Source organism: Diaphorobacter sp. B2A2W2, from assembly GCF_056730635.1.
Window position 1 is genome coordinate 33074 of record NZ_JBWZOR010000005.1, and the last position, 21241, is coordinate 54314.

Annotated in this window: 16 protein-coding genes; 5 read left to right on the forward strand and 11 right to left on the reverse strand. The window is 66.8% G+C overall.

Annotated elements, in window-relative coordinates; all coding sequences use genetic code 11:
• Positions 1–333: 333 nt before the first annotated feature.
• The 5 genes from AC1PPL_RS10555 to AC1PPL_RS10575 all read left to right on the forward strand — a co-directional run bounded on the left by AC1PPL_RS10555 (position 334) and on the right by AC1PPL_RS10575 (position 6451).
• Positions 334–1467: an ABC transporter substrate-binding protein gene (locus AC1PPL_RS10555; RefSeq protein WP_479973240.1), complete on the forward strand. Its 1134-nt coding sequence runs from the start codon at positions 334–336 to the stop codon at positions 1465–1467.
• 182 nt (positions 1468–1649) lie between these two features.
• Positions 1650–2918 carry an MFS transporter gene (locus tag AC1PPL_RS10560; RefSeq protein WP_312791753.1) on the forward strand — a complete coding sequence of 423 codons (1269 nt, stop codon included), beginning with the start codon at positions 1650–1652 and terminating at the stop codon, positions 2916–2918.
• Between the two features lie 125 nt (positions 2919–3043).
• Positions 3044–3934, forward strand: coding sequence for a putative selenate ABC transporter substrate-binding protein (locus tag AC1PPL_RS10565; RefSeq protein WP_015913507.1), 891 nt, complete (start codon positions 3044–3046; stop codon positions 3932–3934).
• Between the two features lie 121 nt (positions 3935–4055).
• Positions 4056–4889, forward strand: a complete 834-nt coding sequence (locus tag AC1PPL_RS10570; RefSeq protein ID WP_011804961.1) for a phosphonate ABC transporter ATP-binding protein — start codon at positions 4056–4058, stop codon at positions 4887–4889.
• Positions 4880–6451, forward strand: coding sequence for a PhnE/PtxC family ABC transporter permease (locus tag AC1PPL_RS10575; RefSeq protein WP_479973241.1), 1572 nt, complete (start codon positions 4880–4882; stop codon positions 6449–6451). Before AC1PPL_RS10570 ends, AC1PPL_RS10575 begins: the two co-directional genes overlap by 10 nt.
• 159 nt (positions 6452–6610) lie before the next feature.
• Here the strand turns inward: AC1PPL_RS10575 and AC1PPL_RS10580 are convergent, their stop codons facing one another.
• From AC1PPL_RS10580 to AC1PPL_RS10630, 11 genes are all read right to left on the reverse strand, one after another.
• On the reverse strand, positions 6611–7111 hold the full coding sequence (locus tag AC1PPL_RS10580) for a flavodoxin family protein (protein ID WP_479973242.1): 501 nt from the start codon (positions 7109–7111) through the stop codon (positions 6611–6613).
• 60 nt (positions 7112–7171) lie between these two features.
• Positions 7172–9031: an acyl-CoA dehydrogenase gene (locus tag AC1PPL_RS10585; protein ID WP_479973243.1), complete on the reverse strand. Its 1860-nt coding sequence runs from the start codon at positions 9029–9031 to the stop codon at positions 7172–7174.
• Positions 9032–9168: 137 nt separating this feature from the next.
• Complete coding sequence (locus AC1PPL_RS10590; protein WP_479973244.1) at positions 9169–10353, reverse strand: GGDEF domain-containing protein; 1185 nt, start codon at positions 10351–10353, stop codon at positions 9169–9171.
• 341 nt (positions 10354–10694) lie between these two features.
• Complete coding sequence (locus AC1PPL_RS10595) at positions 10695–11870, reverse strand: acetyl-CoA C-acyltransferase (protein WP_011804956.1); 1176 nt, start codon at positions 11868–11870, stop codon at positions 10695–10697.
• Positions 11871–11915: 45 nt separating this feature from the next.
• Entirely contained in the window at positions 11916–14015 is a 2100-nt protein-coding gene (locus AC1PPL_RS10600) for a 3-hydroxyacyl-CoA dehydrogenase NAD-binding domain-containing protein (protein ID WP_479973245.1), read from the reverse strand.
• A gap of 192 nt (positions 14016–14207) precedes the next feature.
• Complete coding sequence (locus AC1PPL_RS10605) at positions 14208–14903, reverse strand: ABC transporter ATP-binding protein (protein WP_479973246.1); 696 nt, start codon at positions 14901–14903, stop codon at positions 14208–14210.
• Positions 14904–14906: 3 nt separating this feature from the next.
• Complete coding sequence (locus AC1PPL_RS10610; protein ID WP_011804953.1) at positions 14907–15689, reverse strand: ABC transporter ATP-binding protein; 783 nt, start codon at positions 15687–15689, stop codon at positions 14907–14909.
• A complete protein-coding gene (locus tag AC1PPL_RS10615) occupies positions 15689–17026 on the reverse strand; it encodes a branched-chain amino acid ABC transporter permease (RefSeq protein WP_123675702.1) in 1338 nt (445 codons plus the stop codon). Before AC1PPL_RS10615 ends, AC1PPL_RS10610 begins: the two co-directional genes overlap by 1 nt.
• Positions 17027–17032: 6 nt before the next feature.
• Entirely contained in the window at positions 17033–17986 is a 954-nt protein-coding gene (locus AC1PPL_RS10620) for a branched-chain amino acid ABC transporter permease (RefSeq protein WP_011804951.1), read from the reverse strand.
• Positions 17987–18061: 75 nt separating this feature from the next.
• Positions 18062–19297, reverse strand: coding sequence for a branched-chain amino acid ABC transporter substrate-binding protein (locus AC1PPL_RS10625; protein ID WP_103737959.1), 1236 nt, complete (start codon positions 19295–19297; stop codon positions 18062–18064).
• A gap of 139 nt (positions 19298–19436) precedes the next feature.
• On the reverse strand, positions 19437–21074 hold the full coding sequence (locus AC1PPL_RS10630; protein WP_479973247.1) for a 3-(methylthio)propionyl-CoA ligase: 1638 nt from the start codon (positions 21072–21074) through the stop codon (positions 19437–19439).
• Positions 21075–21241 lie beyond the last annotated feature (167 nt).

A 21241-nucleotide genomic window follows, 5' to 3' on the forward strand; every position in this document is an offset into this window, starting at 1 on the left:
GCGCCACGGCCACCGGCGCGCCGGCATGCGTCGCCGGGCTGCGCTCGCCGCCGTGCAGGCGTGCCCATTGCACCTGGCCACCGCCGCGGGTTATCGCGCCGTGCGGCTGGCAGCATCGCCGGCGGCCGGGCTGGCTCGACAACGGTAGGTGCGTGATGCGGGAATGTGCGTTCCGGTATGTGACCTTTCTGGCGCCACACGCGCACCACGTACGCCGGCCGTGCCACATCGCGGTCACAATATGCACCTTTTGAGGGACTGCAGCCACCCGCTGCCAGTGCAAAACCACAGCCCATGCACCCACTTGGTGCAACGCGGGCACAGGGAGGAACCATGAACCAGAAACCCCATGGGCGCCTGCGCGCCTGGCAAGCCGCCTGCCTGCTGGCGGGCGCCCTGAGCGGCGGCGCCGCCTCGGCCGACATCCTGATCGGGCAGACCACGGCCGTCAGCGGCCCGGTGGCCGCCAGCGTGGGCGAGACCCTCGCGGGCGTGCACCTGTATCTGGACCACATCAATGCCAAGGGTGGCGTGCATGGCGAGCGCATCAAGCTGATCACGCTGGACGACAAGTTCGAACCCAAGCTCGCCGGCGAGAACGCACGCCGCCTGATCGAAGACGACAACGTGGCCGCGCTGTTCATGAGCCGCGCCACGCCGCACACCGAAGCCATACTGCCGCACCTGGCCAAGCACGGCGTGGCGCTGGTGGCGCCCTCCACGGGTGCGATGACCTTCCACAAGCCCGCCAACCCACTGGTGTTCAACGTGCGCTCCAGCTACCAGGCCGAGACCGAGAAGGCCGTGGAGCACCTGCACACCATCATGGTCCAGCGCATCGCTGTGGTGCATGTGGACGACAGCTTTGGCGAGGACTGCCTGGCCGGTGCCCAGAAGGGCTTTGCCAACGTGGGCAGCAAGCCCGTGGCCGTGATCAAGGCCGACCGTGCCAAGCCGGACTACGCCACCATCGTGCCGCAGCTCATCCAGGCGCAGGCCCAGGCGGTCATCTGGATCGGCTCCAGCGTGGCGGTGAGCGACGGCGTGAAAGCGCTGCGCAAGGCCGGCTCGTCCATGCAGGTGGTCACGGTGTCGAACAACGCATCCCGCGGCTTCGTCGCCCAGCTGGGCGACTCGGTGCGCGGCGTGATCGTCACGCAGGTGTTCCCCAACGTGCGCTCCATGGGCTACGCCATCAACCGCGAGGCCGCCGCTCTGGCCAAGGCCAAGGGCAACCTAACGCTGTCGCCCTCGGTGATGGAAGGCTTCACCTCCGCCAAGGTGCTGGTGGAAGGCCTGCGCCGCGCCGGCCCCAAGCCCACGCGCGAGAAGATCGTCACCGCGCTGGGCAGCATGAGCCACTACGACCTGGGCGGGCTGGAGCTGGGCTACGGCCCCGGCGACCGCACGGGCCTGAGCTACGTGGAGCTGTCCATCATCGACGCGGACGGGCTGTTCCGCCGCTGACGCCGTCGCTGCCGCGCCGCGGGGCCACCGGGCCACCGGGCTACCGGGTCACCGCCCCTCGCGCGTTGCGGCAGCCCCCATCGCCAATCGCGATGCGCCGCCGGCCGCAGCCGGCGCACACGGCCCACGGGAGCCGTTACAACCAAGGGTCGCATTCAACCGGCCCCACGCCCGTCGCCCCCATGTCCTCTCAAGATTCCTCACCGGCCCGCTGGTACTTCGGCTGGAACATCGTGGCCGCGGCCACCGTGCTCACCGCCCTCACCGTGGGCCTGCGCCTGGGGCTGGGCCCGCTGTTCCTGCCCATGGCCGAGGACCTGGGCTTTTCGCGCAGCCTGCTGTCGTCCATCGTTGCCGTGGGCATGCTGTGCTACGGCGCGGCCATGCCGCTGGCGGGCTGGCTGGTGGCGCGCCGGGGCACACGCTTCGTGCTGTTGGCGGGCACGGTCCTGCTGGTGGCGTCGACACTCTGGGCAGTGAACACGCGCACGCCGCTGGGGCTGCTGCTGAGCTTCGGCATCCTCATGTCCGTGGGCGCGGGATTCACCAGCCCGGTGGCGCTCACGCCGGTCATCAGCCGCTGGTTCAACCGCCGCCGGGGCATGGCGCTGTTCTTCTTGTCCACGGGCTCTATGGCCGGCATCGCCATCATGACGCCCGCGCTGGGCATGGCGCTGCAGCATCTGAGCTGGCAGGCCACGCTGCTGGGCTTTGCCGCGCTGTTCACCGTCATCACCGTGCCCACGGCGTTGTGGGTGATCCGCGACGAGGCGCCTGCCGATGGCGATGCCCCGCTGCCCGGCAGCCCCATTCGTGCGGCGAACCCGGTGGCTCCCGCAGGGCAGCACTACACGGTGCTGCAGGCCATGCGCACCGGCACCTTCCTCAAGATCACGCTGGGCCTGTTCGCCTGCGGCTTCAGCATGAACCTGCTGGGCACGCACGGCATGCCCATGCTGATGGACCATGGCTTTGACGCCACCACCAGCGCCTTCGGCATCGGCCTGATCGGGTTGGTGGCCATTCCCAGCACCATGGTACTGGGGCGCCTGGCCGACCGGCTGCCGCGGCGCAAGCTGCTGGCCGCCATCTATTGCGTGCGCGGCGTGGGCTTCTTTGCCCTGCTGCTGGCGGGAAATACCCTGGAGCTGTACGGCACCTCGGTGATCGGCGGCATTGCCTGGGCGGGCAGCATCGCGCTGTCGTCCGCCATCCTGGCCGACATGTTCGGCGTGCGGCTGGTGGGCGTGCTCTACGGCTGGGCCTACCTGGGGCATCAGGTGGGGGCCATGATCAGCGCCTGGCTGGGCGGCTGGGGCTATGAGCATTTCGGCACGCACTGGATCGCCTTCGGCCTGTCGGGCGCGCTGCTGATGGTGGCCGCGGGGGTGGCGCTGCTGCTGCCGGGGCGGCGCCCCCCGGTGCTGCCCACGCCCCAGGCGGCGGGCTGAGCGTTCACCGCCGGCCGCGCGCCACCCGGGCAGCCGGCGCCACCTTGGGCGACAATGGCGGCCCTCGCGCACACCCCGCAGGCCCTCGGCTTGCAGCGCGCTCGATTCAACTTTCCCGCACCGCCATGACCTCTTCAACGACCGCACGCCGTGCGGCGCTGCGCCGCTTTGCCGCAGCCGCCGCCGCTGTCGCCAGCTTCTCTCCCCTCCTGTCCACCCAGGCCGCCGAGCCGCAGGTGCTGCGCGTATCCGCCATCCCCGACGAAGCGCCTACCGAACTGCAACGCAAGTTCAAGCCGCTGGGCGAATACCTGTCGCAGGCCACCGGCATGAAGGTGGTGTTCACCCCGGTAACCGACTACGCCGCCGTGGTCGAATCCCTGGCCACGCGCAAGCTGGACCTGGCCTGGCTGGGCGGCTTCACCTACGTGCAGGCGCGCATCCGCACGGGTGGTACGGCCATTCCGCTGGTGCAACGGGAGGAGGACGCACGCTTTACCTCGCGCTTCATCACCGCCGACCCCACCATCCAGGGCCTGGCCGACCTCAAGGGCAAGACCTTTGCCTTTGGCGCTCCCTCGTCCACCTCGGGCAGCCTGATGCCGCGCTACTTCCTGCAGCAGGCCGGCGTCCAGCCCGAGCGGGACTTCAAGACCGTGGCCTATTCCGGCGCGCATGACGCGACCGTCGCCTTCGTGGCCGCTGGCAAGGCGCAGGCCGGCGTGCTCAACGCCTCCGTCTGGGACAAGCTGGTCGAGACCAAGAAGGTGGATCCGTCCAAGGTACGGGTGTTCGCCACCACCCCACCCTACTTCGACTACAACTGGACCGTGCGCGGCGATCTCGATCCCGCCGTGGTGCAGAAGATCAAGGCCGCCTTCCTGGCGCTCGACCCCGCCAAGCCCGAGCACAAGGCCATCCTGGAACTGCAGCGCGCCTCGCGCTTCATCGCCACCGAGCCGCGCAACTACGACGGCATCGAAGACGCCGCCAAGACGGCCGGCCTGCTGAAGTAAGCGCGCCGGCGCGCGCGGGCCTGGCCCAGGTAGCCCGCGCGTGCGCCATTGGCGTTTTTGATCAAATCAGCCCCTAGCGCTTTCTGGATAAGCGCTAGCAGCTATTGAAACAAGAGCAACCATGAGCTTCGAGCTGGACGGCGTGGATCTATGCCACCCCGGCGGCCATGTGGCGCTGCGCGGCATCACCCTGGCCGCGCGCCAGGGCGAGAGCCTGGCGCTGATCGGCCCCTCGGGGGCGGGCAAGACCACCCTGCTGAACCTTCTGGGCACGGCCCTGCCCGCCAGCGCCGGCCGCGTGCACGTGCTGGGCTCCGCCCTGGGCGCGTCGTCGCCCGACACGCCCCATGCTTCGTGGCCTCCGCCGCGTGCGCTGCGCGCGCGCATCGGCACCGTCCACCAGGCCCCGCCCCTGCCGCCGCGCCAGCGCGTGGTGACCGCCGTGCTGGCCGGGCGCCTGGGCCAATGGCCCGCATGGAAGGCGCTGGCCTCGCTGCTGTACCCGGCCGACCTGCCGGGTGCGCACGCCGCGCTGCAGCGCGTGCAGTTGCAGGACAAGCTGTTCGCGCGCTGCGACCAGCTCTCGGGCGGGCAGCTGCAGCGCGTGGGCATTGCCCGCGTGCTGTACCAGCAGCCAGCGCTGCTGCTGGCCGACGAGCCCGTCTCTGCCCTCGACCCCACGCTGGCGCTGGCCACCGTGCAGCTGCTGGTGCAGGACGCGGCCGCGCGTGGCGCCACGCTGGTCGCCAGCCTGCACGCGGTGGACCTGGCGCTGGCCTGCTTTGCGCGCGTGGTGGGCCTGCGCGAGGGGCGCATCGCCTTCGACCTGCCGGCCGGCGCGGTCACGCCCGATCTGCTGCAGGCGCTGTACGCCCCGCCCGGCGACGGCGCGCTCGCGCCGGATGAAACGCCCACGCCGCCCCCGACCACCAGCAGCTACGCCTCATGCCGTTGACGCACCCCGCCCCGCACCTGCGCGACCCGGCCGCACGCGGTCGGCTGGGCGGCGCGCTGCTGGCCGTGGTGCTGCTGTGGCCGCTGTTGCAGGCGTCGGGCTTTGACCTGGCAGCTCTGCTGGCGCCCGAGAACCTGCGCGTGCTGGGCGGGTTCCTGCGCCAGTTTCTGCCGCCTGAAACGGGTGCCGACTTCCTGGCCCTGCTGGCGCGCGCCACGCTGGAAACGCTGGCGATTGCCACCACAGGGCTGGCACTGGCCTTCGTGTTGGCGGTGCCATTGGCCTACTGGGCCGGCAACGCCGCACGCGAGCACCCCCGGCTGAACCCTGTGGCGCGTGGCGTGCTCACGGTGCTGCGCGGCATTCCGGAACTGGTGTGGGCGCTGGTGTTCGTGCGCGTGTTCGGCCTGGGTCCGACGGCGGGCGTGCTGGCGCTGGGGCTGGCCTACGGAGGCATGCTGGGCAAGGTGTATGCCGAGATCCTCGAATCCGTGCCCGCCGCACCGGCCCAGGCGCTGGTGCGCAGCGGCGCGCGCCGGCCCATCGCCCTGCTCTACGGCCTGCTGCCGCAGGCGGCGCGCGAACTCACCTCCTACACCGTGTACCGTTGGGAATGCGCGGTGCGCGCCTCGGTGGTGATGGGCTTCGTGGGCGCGGGCGGGCTGGGCCAGCTCATGGACCAGGCCATGAAGATGCTCAACGGCGGCGAGGCCTGCACGATTCTCGTGACCTTCATGCTGCTGGTGCTGGCGGCCGATGCGCTGTCGGGCGGGTTGCGCCGCGCGCTGGATGCGCCCCCCGCGGCACGCGCCGCGCCGCTGGGCTGGCGCAGCGGCGCGCTGACTGCGGCCGTGCTGGCCGCCCTGGCGGCCAGCCTGTGGCTGCTGGACATGGACCTGCCCGCGCTCTTCACCGCCGAGGCGGCGCACAGCATGGCCGAATTTGCGGGCGGCTTCTTCCCGCCCGAGCTGGGCCGCGCCTGGCTGCGGCAGGTGGCACGCGGCGTGTGGGAGACGCTGGCCATCTCCATCGTGGGCACGCTGCTGGCCGCCCTGCTGGCCCTGCTGCTGGCCCTGCCGCGCCGGCGCGCGGGATGGAACCTGCTGCTGAACCTGCTGCGCTCGGTGCCCGAGCTGGTATGGGCCACGCTCACCGCCCTGGCCGTGGGCCTGGGGCCGTTTGCCGGCGCACTGGCGCTGGCCCTGCACACCACGGGCGTGCTGGGCCGGCTGTATGCGGAGGCGCTGCAGAACACCCCGGCCACGGCCGCGCGTGCGCTGCGCCAGGCTGGCAGCAGCGGCGCCCTGGCGTTCCTGTACGGCACGCTGCCCGGGGCGGCGCCGCAACTGGTGGCCTACACGCTGTACCGCTGGGAGATGAACATCCGCATGGCCGCCATCCTCGGCTTCGTGGGCGCGGGCGGCCTGGGGCAGTTGCTTTACGTGGAGCTGTCGCTGTTCCACCATGCGCAGGCGGGCACGGTGATCCTGGCGATGCTGGCGCTATCGGTCGCGGTGGACTGGGCCAGCGCGGCGCTGCGCCGCTGGATGGACAGGGCCTAGTACCGCAACCGGGGAGCGGAGGAACAAAAGGCGATCGATGGCTTCGCCCCAAGGGTCAGGCGCGAACCGCAGCAACGACCGTGGCCATTGCGAGGATGGGCAACGCCGCCTCGCGGGCGAAGGCGCGCTTTCATGTCCCGACACTTTCGGGTCGCAGCACTAGAACACCCCCAGCGCGAGCCCGGTGGCCAACGCCTCGCCCAGCGCACGGCAGCGCTCCAGGTCCGCCGCGCCGATCTGCTTGGGAGCGAGGATCGCCTCGGGCGTCTGGGCGTGGGTGCAGACGATCAGCGGCTCGGCCACGGCCTTCAGCCGCCAGCCCGTGGCGATGCGGGCGATCTGGCGTGCGGCGTTCTGGCCGTCGCTGCCGGCGCAGACCAGGCTGGCGTAGGGCCGGCCATTGATGCGGTCCAGCACCGGGTAGTAGCAGCGATCGAAGAAGTCCTTGAGCTGGCCGCTGATGGCCGCCAGGTTCTCCGGCGTGGCAAACAGGTAGCCCTGCGCGGCCAGCACATCGTCCGGCCCCGCCTGCGCCGCGTGGAGCAGGCGCACCGCCACGGCGGGCTCGGCCGCGGCGCCGGCGCGCGCGGCCTCGGCCATCTGGCGCGTGCCGCCGGTCAGCGAGTGGTAGACGATCAGCAGGGTCTGGGGCGCATCCATGCGGCAAGCATAGACCGTTGCCCATGCGGGCGACCACCACCCTGCGGAGAGCGCGTGGCGTCAGAACGCGTCTTCATCCAGTGCCGCACAGGTCAGATCCCGCTGGCGCACCACCTGCAGCCAGGCACCGATGCGCGGCAATTCATAGTGATAAAAATAGCGTGCAGCGCCCATCCTTCCGGCGCTAGCAGCTATTGAAAGAGTAGCATCCCGTGCGAGCACGCTGCACGCCACGTCCAGCCACATCCAGGCCAGCACCGTGTGGCCGAAGGCCTGCATGTAGGGCACGGCGTTAGCCAACGCCTCGGTAGGGTTGCCGGTGGCCCAGGCGGCCTGCGTGGCTTCGCCCACGTCCTGCAGGGCCTGGGCCAGTTGGTCCGCCCAGGAGGCGAGTTCCGGATGCTTGCGCGCCTGGGCAATGGTGGCGCCAATGGTGCGCGCCAGCAGCTGCAGGCCTGCGCCGCCCTGCATCACCACCTTGCGGCCCAGCAGGTCGGCGGCCTGGATGCCGTGCGTGCCCTCGTGGATCATATTCAGGCGGTTGTCGCGCCAGTACTGCTCCACGGGGAAGTCGCGCGTGTAGCCGTAGCCACCGTGGATCTGTATCGCCAGGCTGTTGGCCTCCAGGCAGAACTCGCTGGGCCAGCTCTTGGCGATGGGGGTCAACACCTCCAGCAGCAGCCTCGCATCCTGCGCCGCCTGCGGCTCGCCCGTGCGGCCCTCGTCCACCAGCCGCGCGCAGTACAGGTTGAGCGCCAGCGCGCCTTCGCAGTAGCTCTTTTGCGCAAGCAGCATGCGCTTGATGTCCGCATGCCGGATCAGCGGCACCGGCGGCTGGCTGGCGTCCTTGGCGGCACTGCCGGCGGCGCTGGTGCTGCCCTGTACCGGGCGGCCCTGCAGCCGCGTCCTGGCGTAGTCCAGGCTGGCGTAGTAGCCTGCCAGGCCCAGCGTGGTTGCCGCCATGCCGATGGCGATGCGTGCCTCGTTCATCATGTGGAACATGCACCTCAGGCCCTCGCCCGGCCGGCCCACGAGGTAGCCGATGGCGCCGGCGCCGCCGCGCACGGGGTACCTGCCCTCGCCAAAATTCAGCAGCGTGTTGGTGGTGCCGCGCCAGCCCAGCTTGTGGTTCAGTCCGGCCAGCGCCACGTCGTTGCGCTCGCCCGTCAGTTGGCCATCGGTATCCACCAGCTTCTTGGGCACGATGAAGAGCGAAATGCCCTTCACTCCCGGCACCAGCTTGCCGTCCGGCCCGGGGATCTTGGCGAGCACCAGGTGCACGATGTTCTCGGTCAGCTCATGGTCGCCCGAGCTGATCCACATCTTGTTGCCACGCAGGCGGTAGCGCGGGCCCAGCGGGTCGACCTCGAAGTCTGCGCCGTCGGCCTCGGCGCGCGTGGTGATGTCGCTCAAGGACGAGCCTGCCTGCGGCTCCGAAAGACACATGGTGCCCGCCCAGCGGCCGTTGAATTCGTTGGCGGCAAACACCTGCTGCTGCAGGGGTGTGCCGTGCACGAGGATGGCGTTGGCGTTGCCCGTGGTCAGCAGGTTGGAGCCAATGCTGATCGACGCGCACCCAAAGAAACTGTTGGCCGCCGACTCCACGACATACGGCAGCTGCATGCCGCCCAGCGCATAGTCCTGCGCCGCGCTGAGCATGCCGCTGTCGGCAAACGCCTGCCGCGCATCGTGCGTGCACGGGGGCAGGATGACCTTTTCGCCGTCGAATTGGGGCTCCTGCGTGTCCACCGTGCGGTTGAACGGCGCGTACTTCTCGCGCGCGATGCGCTCGCAGGTGTCCAGCACAGCGTCAAACGTCTCGCGCGAGTGGTCCGCAAAGCGCTCGCGCGCATTGAGCGATTCAGCCTGGAGCCAGTCGTAGAGCAGGAAGTCGAGCGTGGAGCGCAGGGAGGTGGTCATGCACGAAATTATGGAAGGGACGGGCCGATGAAGCCTGTCCGCTGGGTGACGCGCACCGCAGGGGCCATTGGATCGCACGCTGGAACACTGGGGCTTTGGCCAAATCACCGTCTCGGCATCTCGGTAGTGCCCGTGATTCAGGCGTACGAAGGGGTGGCCATATACGGCCCGGCTATTTCGACGCGGTTGCGTCCCGCGGCTTTGCCGCGGTACAGAGCCGCGTCGGCTTGTTGCAGGGCCACCTCCAAGGCGTGTGCATCTGCAAAGCCCTGTGAAACCCCGACCGTGACCGTGCACTGCAGCGGATGACCGCCCTCTGCAATGTCGATGGTTTGCGTCTCGATGGCTGCACGCAATCGCTCCGCCATGTGCATGGCCCCGGGAAAGTCGGTGTTCAAGCAGATCACCGCGAACTCTTCCCCGCCCAGACGGCTTACCAAATCACCACGACGCGCCGTAGCCTGGAGTATCTCCGCCACGCGGCACAGGACGGTGTCTCCGGCGTGGTGGCCGTAGGTGTCGTTGATCCGCTTGAAATGGTCAACGTCGACAACGAGCAAGTGCGCATGCTCCGCCCGGCGCTGGTTGAAGTACAGCTGCAACGCCTCGGTGAGACCTCGCCGATTGAGCAACTGCGTCATCGGGTCCCGCGCAGCGATATGGCGCAACTGATCGGTCAAGCGGCGCAGTACCAGCCAGACGATCGATGGCGGCAGCACCGTGGCCAGGAATGACATGTAGATGTAGAACACCAGCTGGAACTGGCGGTCCATCTGCAATGCATCCAGGCCGCCATCCAGAAGCTTCATGAACTTGAGCGCGTTGAGTACGCATAGGCCGCTGATCAGCGCGGCAAAAAAGACCATCTCGCCATACAGATCCTTGGCAAATGTGCGAGCGCCGTAGATCACCGTCAGGGCCATCACAAAAAACAGGAGTGCCGATCCCCCTGAAAGCATGGCGTAGCGTGCAACCGGCCCCAAGCTCCATTGCACCAGTACCTGCGCAAGGCTGTAGAGCGCCGCAAATACGAGAAGTGGAGACAGCAAGGGGACGGCGTGCCCAAAGAAACGCATGGCTCCGAGCCAGTAAACCACCGGGGAGGCCAGCGTCAGCGTGTGGTTCACCACACTTATCGCACTCCAGGCGGGGCCGCCCTCCAGCAGCTGCAGCACATAGGCGGAGCCCAGTAGAAAGTTGCCGAGCGCGAAAAGATCCATCCCCATTTTTTGCCCATGCAGCCGTTTGCTGATCAGCAAGAACATCACCGCAAAGCACAGCAGATGCGCGCAGAGCATGCCAACGAGAACGCTTGCGACCATGGGGATATTCAAAGGGGACTTGGCCGACCCTTAGGGCGAGTCGTCCAAGCCAGGACGACGGGCAGGGATTGTTGTAACAACCAGTAATTCAGAGGAGTTTAATCGTCCGCACTCGCAGCCGCCCGTTGGACAGAACTTCAGAACGCTTGCAGCCCCTCCAGCGGCTGGCCCGCTGCGTCGCTCCCTGTACAGGAACCCGTTTCACAAAAATATCGCTCGTTTCTCCTGCTACCGCCCATGCAGCAAGCGCAGACAGCTATCAAAATAAAAGCAAGCGCCCCGCGCAGACCACATCGTCTGCGCGGGGCGCTTGTTGTTTCAGTCCGAAAGCGGATCAGCGCTTACAGCACTTCAAACACGCCCGCCGCGCCCATACCGCCACCAATGCACATGGTCACGCACACGCGCTTGGCACCGCGGCGCTTGCCTTCGATGAGGGCGTGGCCCGTGAGGCGTTGGCCCGAAACACCGTAGGGGTGGCCCAGAGCGATGGCGCCGCCGTTCACGTTCAGGCGGTCGGCGGGAATGCCCAGCTTGTCGCGGCAGTACAGCACCTGCACGGCGAAGGCTTCGTTCAGCTCCCACAGGTCGATGTCCTGCACCGTCAGGCCCAGTTTCTTGAGCACCTTGGGTACGGCGAACACGGGGCCGATGCCCATTTCGTCAGGCTCGCAACCGGCCACGGCAAAGCCCAGGAAGCGGCCCAGGGGCTGGAGATTGTTGCGAGCAGCGTAGTCCTCGCCCACCACCACGCAGGCGCCCGCGCCGTCCGAGAACTGGCTGGCGTTGCCCGCCGAGATCAGCCCGCCAGGCATGGCCGGGCGGATACCGCTGATGCCTTCCTTGGTGGTGCCCTCGCGCGTACCCTCGTCGCGGCTCACGGTGACCTGCTTGGTGATCAGGCCCAGCGTCTTGTCGGCGATACCCGCGGTGACGGTGATGGGCGCGATCTCGGCGTCGAACAGGCCGGCTGCCTGGGCGGCGCAGGCCTTTTGCTGGCTGGCGGCGCCGTACTCGTCCATCGCGTCGCGGCCGATGTGGTAGCGCTTGGCCACCTGCTCGGCGGTCTGCAGCATGCTCCAGTAGATCTCGGGCTTTTGCTTGGCCAGGGCCAGGTCCTGGATCATGTGCAGGTTCATTTCCTGCTGCACACAGGAGATGCTTTCCACGCCGCCGGCCACATACACCTCGCCCTCGCCCGCGATGATGCGCTGCGCGGCGGTGGCGATGGTCTGCAGGCCCGAGGAGCAGAAACGGTTGATGGTCATGCCCGATGTGGTGACGGGCAGGCCAGCCTTGAGCGCGATCTGGCGCGCGATGTTCATGCCGGTGGCGCCTTCGGGATTGGCGCAGCCCATGATGACATCATCGACGGCGGCGGGGTCAATGCCCGCGCGCTGCACGGCGTGCTGCACGGCGTGGCCGCCCAGCGTGGCGCCGTGGGTCATGTTGAACGAGCCCTTCCAGCTCTTGGCGAGCGGCGTGCGGGCGGTGGAAACGATCACTGCGGAGGTCATTGCAATATTCCTTGTTCTGCGTGCTTCAGGCGGACGAACGGGCGCTCAGGCAAAGGCCTTGCCTTCGGCGGCCAGCCGGGCCAGCAGCGGCGCGGGCTCCCAGGCGCGTGCGTCATCCAGCGGGTTGCGGGCAAAGCGCTTCATGGACTGCGCCACGTTGAACAGGCCCACTTCGCTGGCGTAGTGCATGGGACCGCCGCGGTGGATGGGGAAGCCGTAGCCGGTCAGGTACACCATGTCGATGTCGCCCGACTTGCTGGCGATGCCCTCTTCCAGGATCTTGGCGCCCTCGTTGACCAACGCATAGACCAGGCGCTGCACGATCTCCTCGTCGCTCACCTTGCGCGGCGTGATGCCCAGGGCCTTGCGGTGCTCCTCGATCATCTGGTTCACCACGTCGCTGGGAATCGCGTCACGCTTGCCAGCCTGGTAGTCGTACCAGCCCGCCCCGGTCTTCTGGCCGAAGCGTCCCATCTCGCACAGCAGGTCGGCCGTCTTGCTGTACTTCATGTCGGGCTGCTCGACGGCGCGGCGCTTGCGGATGGCCCAGCCGATGTCGTTGCCGGCCAGGTCGCCCATGCGGAACGGGCCCATGGCGAAGCCGAACTTCTCGATGGCCTTGTCCACCTGCTGGGGCGTGCAGCCTTCGTCCAGCAGGAAGCCGGCCTGCTGGCTGTAGCGCTCGATCATGCGGTTGCCGATGAAACCGTCGCACACGCCGGAGACCACGGCCGTCTTCTTGATCTTCTTGGCCAAGGCCATCACGGTGGCCAGCACGTCCTTGGCCGTGGCCTTGCCGCGCACCACTTCCAGCAGTTTCATCACGTTGGCGGGACTGAAGAAGTGCATGCCCACCACGTCCTGCGGACGCTGGGTGAAGGCGGCGATCTTGTCCACGTCCAGCGTGGAGGTGTTGGACGCCAGGATGGCGCCGGGCTTGGCCACGGCGTCGAGCTGCTTGAACACGGCTTCCTTCACGCCAAGCTCTTCGAACACGGCCTCGATGATCAGGTCGCAGTCCTTCAGGTCGGCATAGTTCAGCGTAGTGGACAGCAGGGCCATGCGTTGCTGGTACTTGTCTTCTTTGAGCTTGCCCTTCTTGACCTGGGCTTCGTAATTCTTCTGGATCGTGCCGATGCCGCGGTCCAGCGCCTCCTGCTTCATCTCCAGGATGGTCACGGGGATGCCCGCGTTCAGGAAGTTCATGCTGATGCCGCCACCCATGGTGCCCGCGCCGATCACGCCGACCTTCTTGATGTCCCGCTTGGGAGTCTCGGACGGGACGTCGGGGATCTTGCTCGCGGCACGCTCCGCAAAGAACAGGTGGCGCAGCGCGCGCGACTCGGGCGTCCACATCAGGTTGATGAACAGCTCGCGCTCATACGCCAGGCCGTCGGCAAACTTGCGCTTGGTGGCCGCCTCCACGGCGTCCACGCACTTGGCGGGCGCGGGGAAGTTCTTGGCCATGCCCTTGACCATGTTGCGTGCGAACTGGAAGTACGCATCGCCCTCGGGGTGCTTGCACGGCAGGTTGCGTACCAGCGGCAGCGGGCGCACGTCGGCCACGCTTTGGGCGAAGGCCAGCGCTTCCTCGGCCAGCGATTCGGGCGAAGCGGCCATCTTGTCGAACAGCTTCTGGCCGGGCACGGCGCCGATCATCTCGCTCTTGACCGGCTCACCGCTGACGATCATGTTCAGCGCTGCCTCCACACCCACCACGCGCGGCAGGCGCTGCGTACCACCCGCGCCGGGCAGGATGCCCAGCTTCACCTCGGGCAGCGCCACGTTGCAGCCGGGCGCGGCCACACGGTAGTGGCAGCCCAGGGCCAGCTCCAGCCCGCCGCCCATGCAGACGGTGTGGATGGCAGCCACCACGGGCTTGGTGCAGTTCTCGACGGCGTTGATGACGGAGTGCAGATTGGGCTCCTGCAGCGACTTGTCGGTGCCGAACTCCTTGATGTCGGCGCCGCCCGAGAAGGCGCCGCCCGCGCCGGTGATGACGATAGCCTTGACGGCCGCGTCAGCCTGGGCGCGATCGAGGCCATCGACGATGCCCTGGCGCGTGGCCAGGCCAAGCCCGTTGACGGGCGGGTTGTTGAGGGTGATCACGGCCACGTCGCCGTGGACCTGGTATTCAGCCGTCATGCTGTCGTTCCTCTTGAATCTCGGGTGGATGAAAGAAAAGTACGCTCGTGCGTTTTTAGCACGCAAGTCTAGAGGCAGGGGTCGCAGTTTTTTGTCTCAGCCGGGACAAGCACGCCGCGCACACCGACGTCTAACTATCCTTTTGATAGCCAACAGCGCTCATCCACAAAGGGCTAGAGGCCAATGAGGCCCTCAAACCTCCAGCCACTCCTTGCGTACATAGCTGTTGGCACGCAGCTCGTCGGGCGTGCCCTGAAAGACGATGCTGCCGTGCCCCATGACCAGCGCGCGGTCGGAGATGGTCATGGCGATGGTGAGTTTTTGCTCGATGAGCAGCACGGAGATGCCCCGCTGCTTGAGCCGCGTGAGGTACTCGCCCACCAGTTCGACGATTTTGGGCGCCAGCCCCTCGGTGGGCTCGTCGATGATGATGAGGTCCGGGTCGCCCATGAGCGTGCGGCACAGGGTCAGCATCTGCTGCTCGCCGCCGGACATGACGCCCGCCTCGATGTTGCGGCGCTCCTTCAGGCGCGGGAACATCTCGTACATGTCGTCAAAGCTCCAGCGGCTATCCCTGCCACTGCCCTTCTGGCCTAGCAGCAGGTTCTGGTGCACGGTGAGGTTGGGAAACACGTCGCGGCTTTCGGGCACGTAGCCGATGCCCAGATGGGCGATCTCGTAGGCCTTCCTGCCATTGAGATTCTGGCCCTTCCACTGCAGCGTGCCTTGCCAGTCCACCAGGCCCATCACGGCCTTGGCCGCGGTGGAGCGACCGGAGCCGTTGCGGCCCAGCAGCGCGACGATCTCACCCGGGTGCACGTCAAATCCCACGCCGTGCAGCACATGGCTCTTGCCGTAGTAGGCGTGCAGGTTCTCGACTTTCAGCATGTCTCAGTGTCCCCCGGCCTGCTGCGCGGCAATGACGGAGCCCAGGTAGGCTTCCTGCACGCGCGGGTTGGCGCGCACGTTCTCGGGCGTGTCGAAGGCGATCACCTCGCCATACACCACCACGGCGATCTTGTCGGCCAGGCCGAAGACCACGCCCATGTCGTGCTCCACGGTCAGCAGGGTGCGGCCCTGCGTGACCTCCTTGATGAGGTGGATGAAGCGCGTGGTCTCGCTCTTGCTCATGCCCGCAGTGGGCTCATCCAGCAGGATCACGCTGGCGCCGCCGGCGATGGTGATGCCGATCTCCAGAGCGCGCTGCTCGGCATAGGTCAGGTTCATGGCCAGGGTGTCGCGCTTCTTGTCCAGCTTGATCATCTCCATGAGCTGCGTGGCCCGGTCGTTGGCATCCTGCAACCTGGACAGGAAGCGCCAGAACGCATAGCGGTACCCCAGGCTCCACAGCACGCCGCAGCGCAGGTTCTCGAACACGCTGAGCTTGGGAAAGATGTTGGTGATCTGGAAGCTGCGCGACAGCCCCATGCGGTTGATCTCGAAGGGCTGCTTGCCGTCGATGCGCGCGCCGTGCAGCAGCACTTCTCCGCTGGTGGGCGCGAACCGCCCGCTGACGAGGTTGAACAGCGTGGACTTGCCCGCGCCGTTGGGTCCGATGACGGCCACGCGTTCGCCGGGCCGTACCGCCAGGTTGGCGCCGCGGATGATCTCGGTCTTGCCGAAGCTCTTGCGCAGGTCGCGCAGCTCCAGCGCATAGGTTGCCTGGTCCGCCATCAGCCTGCCTCCCCACGCTTGATCTCGTGCTCGATCTCTTCCTGGATCGCACCCCACTGCCGCATGAACTGCCTGCGACAGAGTTCGAACAGCCCCACGCCGGTCACCAACACGAAGCCGGCGCCGAACCAGCTCGCCACGCTCTTGGCGTTCAGCGTCGCACCCAGAAACTCCAGCTGCGGCCCCAGCGCCTCGTTCAGCTGCAGGTGATAAGTCATCTCGATCATCGCTGCGGCCCCCAGCACCGCCACCAGTGCCGTCCCGCCCAGTGCCAGGTAGGCGCTGATGATGCCGCGCAGCTTGCCGTACTTGGCCAGGCGCAGATTCATCATGATCAGGCTGGCTATGCCGCCGGGTGCATACATGACCATGAAAAGGAACACCAGGCCCAGGTACAGCAGCCAGGCCTTGGACAGCTCGGACAGCAGCACCGACGCCAGCACCAGCAGCACGGCGCCGATGATGGGGCCGAAGAAGAACGTGGCCCCGCCCAGGAAGGTGAACAGCAGGTAGCTGCCCGAGCGCACCACGCTCACGCTGTCGGCGGCCGTGACGATCTCGAAGTTGATGGCCGCCAGCGCCCCGCCGATGCCTGCAAAGAACCCGGCAATGATGAAGGCGAAGTAGCGCACGCGCTGCGTGTTGTAGCCGATGAACTCCACACGCTCAGGGTTGTCGCGCACGGCGTTGAGGATGCGCCCCAGCGGCGTGCCCGTGAAGGCGAACATGGCGGCCGTGCACACGAAACAATACGCGGCGATCAGGTAGTACACCTGAATTGCCGGACCGAACGTGATGCCCAGTACCGGCTGGCCATACACGCGGTCCGTGGTGATGCCGCCTTCGCCCCCGAAGAACTCAGGAAACATCAGCGCCATGGAGGCCACGAGTTCGCCGATGCCCAGTGTGATCATCGCGAAGGTGGTGCCGGACTTCTTAGTGGTGACATAGCCCAGCAGCACGGCGAAGAACATGCCCGCCAGCCCTCCCACCAGCGGCATCAGCACCAGCGGGATGGGCAGTCGCCCGTCGCTGGCCATGTTGATGGCGTGCACCGCCAGGAACGAGCCCAGGCCGGTGTACACGGCGTGGCCGAAGCTCAGCATGCCGCCCTGCCCCAGGAGGATGTTGTACGACAGGCAGATGATGATCGCGTAGCCGATCTGCGACAGCATCGTCAGCGCCAGGCTGCTGGTGAACAGCTGGGGCGCCACGACGAGAGCCAGGGCAAACAGGCTCCAGATGACGATGCGCCCCACATTCAAGGGTTTGAAGCGGTAGTACCGCACGGCGCCCCCGGCGTCCGCGGTCGAAGGTGCAGAGGAAGTGGTGTGCATGGCCTTTCAATCCTCCCGCGTGCCCAGCAGGCCCTTGGGCCGGAAGATCAGGATCAGAACGAGGAACAGGTACGGCAGGATCGGCGCCACCTGCGAGATGGTGAGCTTGAATAGCGGATAGCCAAAGGTCTGTTCGGTGACCTGCACGCCCAGGCGGGCGAAGGCATGCACCAGCGAATAGTCCAGCGCCACCGCAAAGGTCTGCACCAGTCCGATGATGAGTGACGCCAGGAACGCCCCCGCCAGCGACCCCATACCCCCGACCACCACCACCACGAAGATGATGGAGCCCACCGAGGCCGCCATGGCCGGCTCGGTCACGTAGGTATTGCCGCCGATCACGCCGGCCAGCCCCGCCAGCGCGCAGCCGCCGCCAAACACCAGCATGAACACGCGCGGCACGTTGTGGCCCAGGGCCTCCACCATGTGCGGATGCTTGAGCGCCGCCTGGATCACCAACCCGATGCGGGTGCGCGTGAGCAGCAGCCACACCGACAGCAGCATCAGCACCGCCACCAGCATGACGAATGAGCGCGACTTGGGAAACTGCGTGCCGTACAGGGTGAAGAGCGGCCCCTGCAGTTGCGCAGGCAGGCCATAGGGCACGGTGGAGCGCCCCCACACCAGCTGCACCACCTCCAGGATCAGGTACGACAGGCCAAAGGTGACCAGCAGCTCGGGCACATGGCCGAACTTGTGCACGCGGCGCAGCGCATAGCGCTCGAAGACCGCGCCCAGCGCCCCCACCAGCAGCGGTGCCACCACCAGCGCGGGCCAGAAGCCGATGGCACCCGACAAGGTGTACGCAAAGTACGCGCCCAGCATGTAGAAACTGGTGTGCGCGAAGTTGAGCACGCCCATCATGCTGAAGATCAGCGTCAATCCCGAACTCAGCATGAACAGCAGCAGACCGTAGCTGACGCCGTTGAGCAGGGAGATCACGAAAAACTCAAGATTCATCGCAAGACCGCGCAGCAGGTGAAAAAAAGGCCCGAGGAGACTCGGGCCCCAAAGGTCGTCCCACCAGGAACTACATCAGGAAGGCCGCTTCATCTGGCACGACGTGGGCGTGCTGGCCACATAGGGCTCGTAGTACTTCACCGGCACGAAGGTGTAGCCGGTGTTCTCGGCATCGCGGGGATACTTGTCGCCCGCCTTTTCCCAGCGGGTCACGAACAGGCCCTGCTGCAACTGGTGGTCGGACTTGCGCATCTCCACTTCGCCGTTGAAGCTGTTGAACTTCATGCCTTCCATCGCAGCAGCCACCTTCACGGGGTCGGTGGACTTGGCCTTCACGAAGGCGGAATCCAGCATGGAGAAGGCGTGGTACACGGCGCCGGTGTACATGTCGTCGTTGAACTTCTTCTTGTAGTCGCCCACGATGCGACCGATCTCGCCCGGCAGATTCAAGTGGTTGTACGACACCATGTACACCCGGCCCGCGGCGCCTGCGCCCATGGCCGTGGGGCTGCCCGTCACGCCGCCGTAATAGGTGTAGAAGTTCACGTTGTTCAGGCCTGCATCGTTGGCAGCCTTGATGAGCAGCGCGAGGTCGGAGCCCCAGTTGCCCGTGATCACCGTGTCCGCACCCGACTGCTTGATCTTGGCGATGTAGGGCGCGAAGTCGCGCACCTGCGCCAGCGGGTGCAGGTCGTCGCCCACGATCTGCACGTCAGGGCGCTTGCGCTTGAGGTTCTCCTTCGCGTACTTGGAGACCTGATGTCCGTGCGAATAGTTCTGGTTGATCAGGTACACCTTCTGGACCTCAGGATGGTCCTTGATGAAGGTGGTCATGGCCTCCATCTTCATGGAGGTGTCGGCATCCAGGCGGAAGTGCCAGTAGCTGCACTTGCTGTTGGTGAGGTCAGGGTCCACCGCCGCGTAGTTCAGGTAGACGACTTCCTTGCCCGGGTTGCGCGCGTTGTGCTTTTCCAGTGCGTCGATGATGGCCAGCGCCGGGCCCGAACCATTGCCCTGCACCACGTAGCGCGCGCCCTGGTCCATGGCGGAGCGCAGTGCGCTGGTAGTCTCCTGCGGGCTGAGCTTATTGTCGATGCCGATGATCTCGAACTTCACGCCCGACGCGTTCTTCTTGTTGAACTCCTCGGAGATGAACTGGAAGCTCTTGAGCTGGTTGGTGCCCACCGCGGCCATGAGGCCCGACAGCGGATCGAGCCAGGCGATCTTGACGGTTTCCCCTTTTTGGGCGAATGCGCCACCAGCACATGCAAATACTGCGCTAGCAGCTACCATTTTGATAGCGAACTTCATGCCTCGTCTCCTTGTGAGAATGAATACGCCGCAGCGTACAAGGGATGCAACGAGGCGCCGTTCAGGGATTGCCCCTAGCAGCTATCACCCATGTGACCGGCGCGCAGGAACAGTCCCTTGCCCACCGGCCCGGGCGCGCTCACAGGCCGGGCAACTGGTAGCCCGCCAGTTGCTCGCGCAGGCGGGTCTTGAGCATCTTGCCGGTGGCGCCCAGCGGGATCGCATCGACGAACACCACGTCATCGGGGATCTGCCACTTGGCGGTCTTGCCCTCGTAGAACTTGAGCAGTTCCTCGCGCGTGACCTGGGCGCCCGGACGCAGGGCCACCACGACGATCGGGCGTTCATCCCACTTGGGGTGCGGCATGCCGACACAGGCCGCCATCGCCACGGCGGGGTGCGCCATAGCGATGTTCTCGATGTCGATGGAGCTGATCCACTCGCCGCCGGACTTGATCACATCCTTGCTGCGGTCGGTGATCTGCATGAAGCCATCCGGGTCGATGGTGGCCACGTCGCCCGTGGGGAACCAGCCCCGGCCCTGCTCGTCCTTGACGAGCGGGCTCTCGCCCTTGTAGTAGCTGTCCAGGATCCAGGGGCCGCGTACCAGCAGGTCGCCATAGCTCTTGCCGTCCCAGGGCTGCTCCTGGCCATCGGCGCCGACGATCTTCATGTCCACGCCATAGATGGCACGGCCCTGCTTTTGCAGGATGTGCATCTGCTCGTCCTTGCCCATCTGCAGGTGCTTGTTCTTGAGCGTGCACAGCGTGCCCAGCGGGCTCATCTCGGTCATGCCCCAGGCGTGCAGCACGGACACGCCGTACTCGTCCTGGAAGGCCGTGATCATGGCGGGCGGGCAGGCCGACCCGCCGATGACCGTGCGGCGCAGGGTGCTGAACTTCAGGCCCGCGGACTTCACATGGTTGAGCAGCATCTGCCACACGGTGGGCACGCCCGCGGCAAAGGTCACGCCCTCGGCCTCGATGAGGTCATGGACCGACTTGCCATCCAGCGCCGGGCCGGGGAAGACCACCTTGCAGCCCGTGAGGGCCGCCGAGTACGGGATACCCCAGGCGTTGACGTGGAACATCGGCACCACGGGCAGCACCGCGTCGCGCGCCGAGAGGTTCATCACATCGGGCAGCGCAGCGGCATAGGCATGCAGCGTGGTGGAGCGATGGCTGTACAGCGCCGCCTTGGGGTTGCCCGTGGTGCCGCTGGTGTAGCACATGCTGGACGCGGAGTTCTCGTCGAACGTGGGCCACTGGTATTCGGCCGACGCGCCGCCGATCCAGTCTTCATAGCTGGTGAGGCCGGGGATGCCCGAGTCCGCGGGCAGCTTGTCGCTGTCGCACAGCGCCACCCATTTCTTGACCGTGGGGCACTTGGCATGCACGGCCTGCACCAGCGGCAGGAAGGTCATATCGAAGCACAGCACCTGGTCCTCGGCATGGTTCACGATCCAGGCGATCTGGTCGGGGTGCAGGCGCGGGTTGATGGTGTGCAGCACGCGGCCCGAGCCGCTCACACCGAAGTACATCTCCATGTGGCGGTAGCCATTCCAGGCCAGCGAGGCCACGCGGTCGCTGGACTGCAGGCCCAGCGCATCCAGGGCATTGGCCAGTTGGCGCGAACGCCGGGCCAGGTCGCGATAGGTATAGCGATGGATGTCCCCCTCCACGCGGCGCGAGACGATTTCCCCGTCGCCATGGTGACGCTCGGCGAACGAGATCAACGAGGAAATCAAGAGAGGTTGGCTCTGCATCAGGCCCAGCATGGATGCTCCTTTGGTAATGAATTGTGGGTGTACGAAGACTGCGCCATCGTAGCGGGGAACATGGGGCTTTCCAGCCACGGAGCCATCCGGAGAAATCCCACGTTCGCGCCGGCCCCCGCGCACAAGGCCTTGGCCCAGATCGGGGCATAGGGGCCCGGGGGACAATC

Bases quoted from the DNA above. Each gene is read 5' to 3' on its own strand.
- AC1PPL_RS10555 (WP_479973240.1), top strand. From the start codon at position 334: ATGAACCAGAAACCCCATGGGCGCCTGCGCGCCTGGCAAGCCGCCTGC.
- AC1PPL_RS10560 (WP_312791753.1), top strand. From the start codon at position 1,650: ATGTCCTCTCAAGATTCCTCACCGGCCCGCTGGTACTTCGGCTGGAAC.
- AC1PPL_RS10565 (WP_015913507.1), top strand. From the start codon at position 3,044: ATGACCTCTTCAACGACCGCACGCCGTGCGGCGCTGCGCCGCTTTGCC.
- AC1PPL_RS10570 (WP_011804961.1), top strand. From the start codon at position 4,056: ATGAGCTTCGAGCTGGACGGCGTGGATCTATGCCACCCCGGCGGCCAT.
- AC1PPL_RS10575 (WP_479973241.1), top strand. From the start codon at position 4,880: ATGCCGTTGACGCACCCCGCCCCGCACCTGCGCGACCCGGCCGCACGC.
- AC1PPL_RS10580 (WP_479973242.1), bottom strand. From the start codon at position 7,111: ATGGATGCGCCCCAGACCCTGCTGATCGTCTACCACTCGCTGACCGGC.
- AC1PPL_RS10585 (WP_479973243.1), bottom strand. From the start codon at position 9,031: ATGACCACCTCCCTGCGCTCCACGCTCGACTTCCTGCTCTACGACTGG.
- AC1PPL_RS10590 (WP_479973244.1), bottom strand. From the start codon at position 10,353: ATGGTCGCAAGCGTTCTCGTTGGCATGCTCTGCGCGCATCTGCTGTGC.
- AC1PPL_RS10595 (WP_011804956.1), bottom strand. From the start codon at position 11,870: ATGACCTCCGCAGTGATCGTTTCCACCGCCCGCACGCCGCTCGCCAAG.
- AC1PPL_RS10600 (WP_479973245.1), bottom strand. From the start codon at position 14,015: ATGACGGCTGAATACCAGGTCCACGGCGACGTGGCCGTGATCACCCTC.
- AC1PPL_RS10605 (WP_479973246.1), bottom strand. From the start codon at position 14,903: ATGCTGAAAGTCGAGAACCTGCACGCCTACTACGGCAAGAGCCATGTG.
- AC1PPL_RS10610 (WP_011804953.1), bottom strand. From the start codon at position 15,689: ATGGCGGACCAGGCAACCTATGCGCTGGAGCTGCGCGACCTGCGCAAG.
- AC1PPL_RS10615 (WP_123675702.1), bottom strand. From the start codon at position 17,026: ATGCACACCACTTCCTCTGCACCTTCGACCGCGGACGCCGGGGGCGCC.
- AC1PPL_RS10620 (WP_011804951.1), bottom strand. From the start codon at position 17,986: ATGAATCTTGAGTTTTTCGTGATCTCCCTGCTCAACGGCGTCAGCTAC.
- AC1PPL_RS10625 (WP_103737959.1), bottom strand. From the start codon at position 19,297: ATGAAGTTCGCTATCAAAATGGTAGCTGCTAGCGCAGTATTTGCATGT.
- AC1PPL_RS10630 (WP_479973247.1), bottom strand. From the start codon at position 21,074: ATGCTGGGCCTGATGCAGAGCCAACCTCTCTTGATTTCCTCGTTGATC.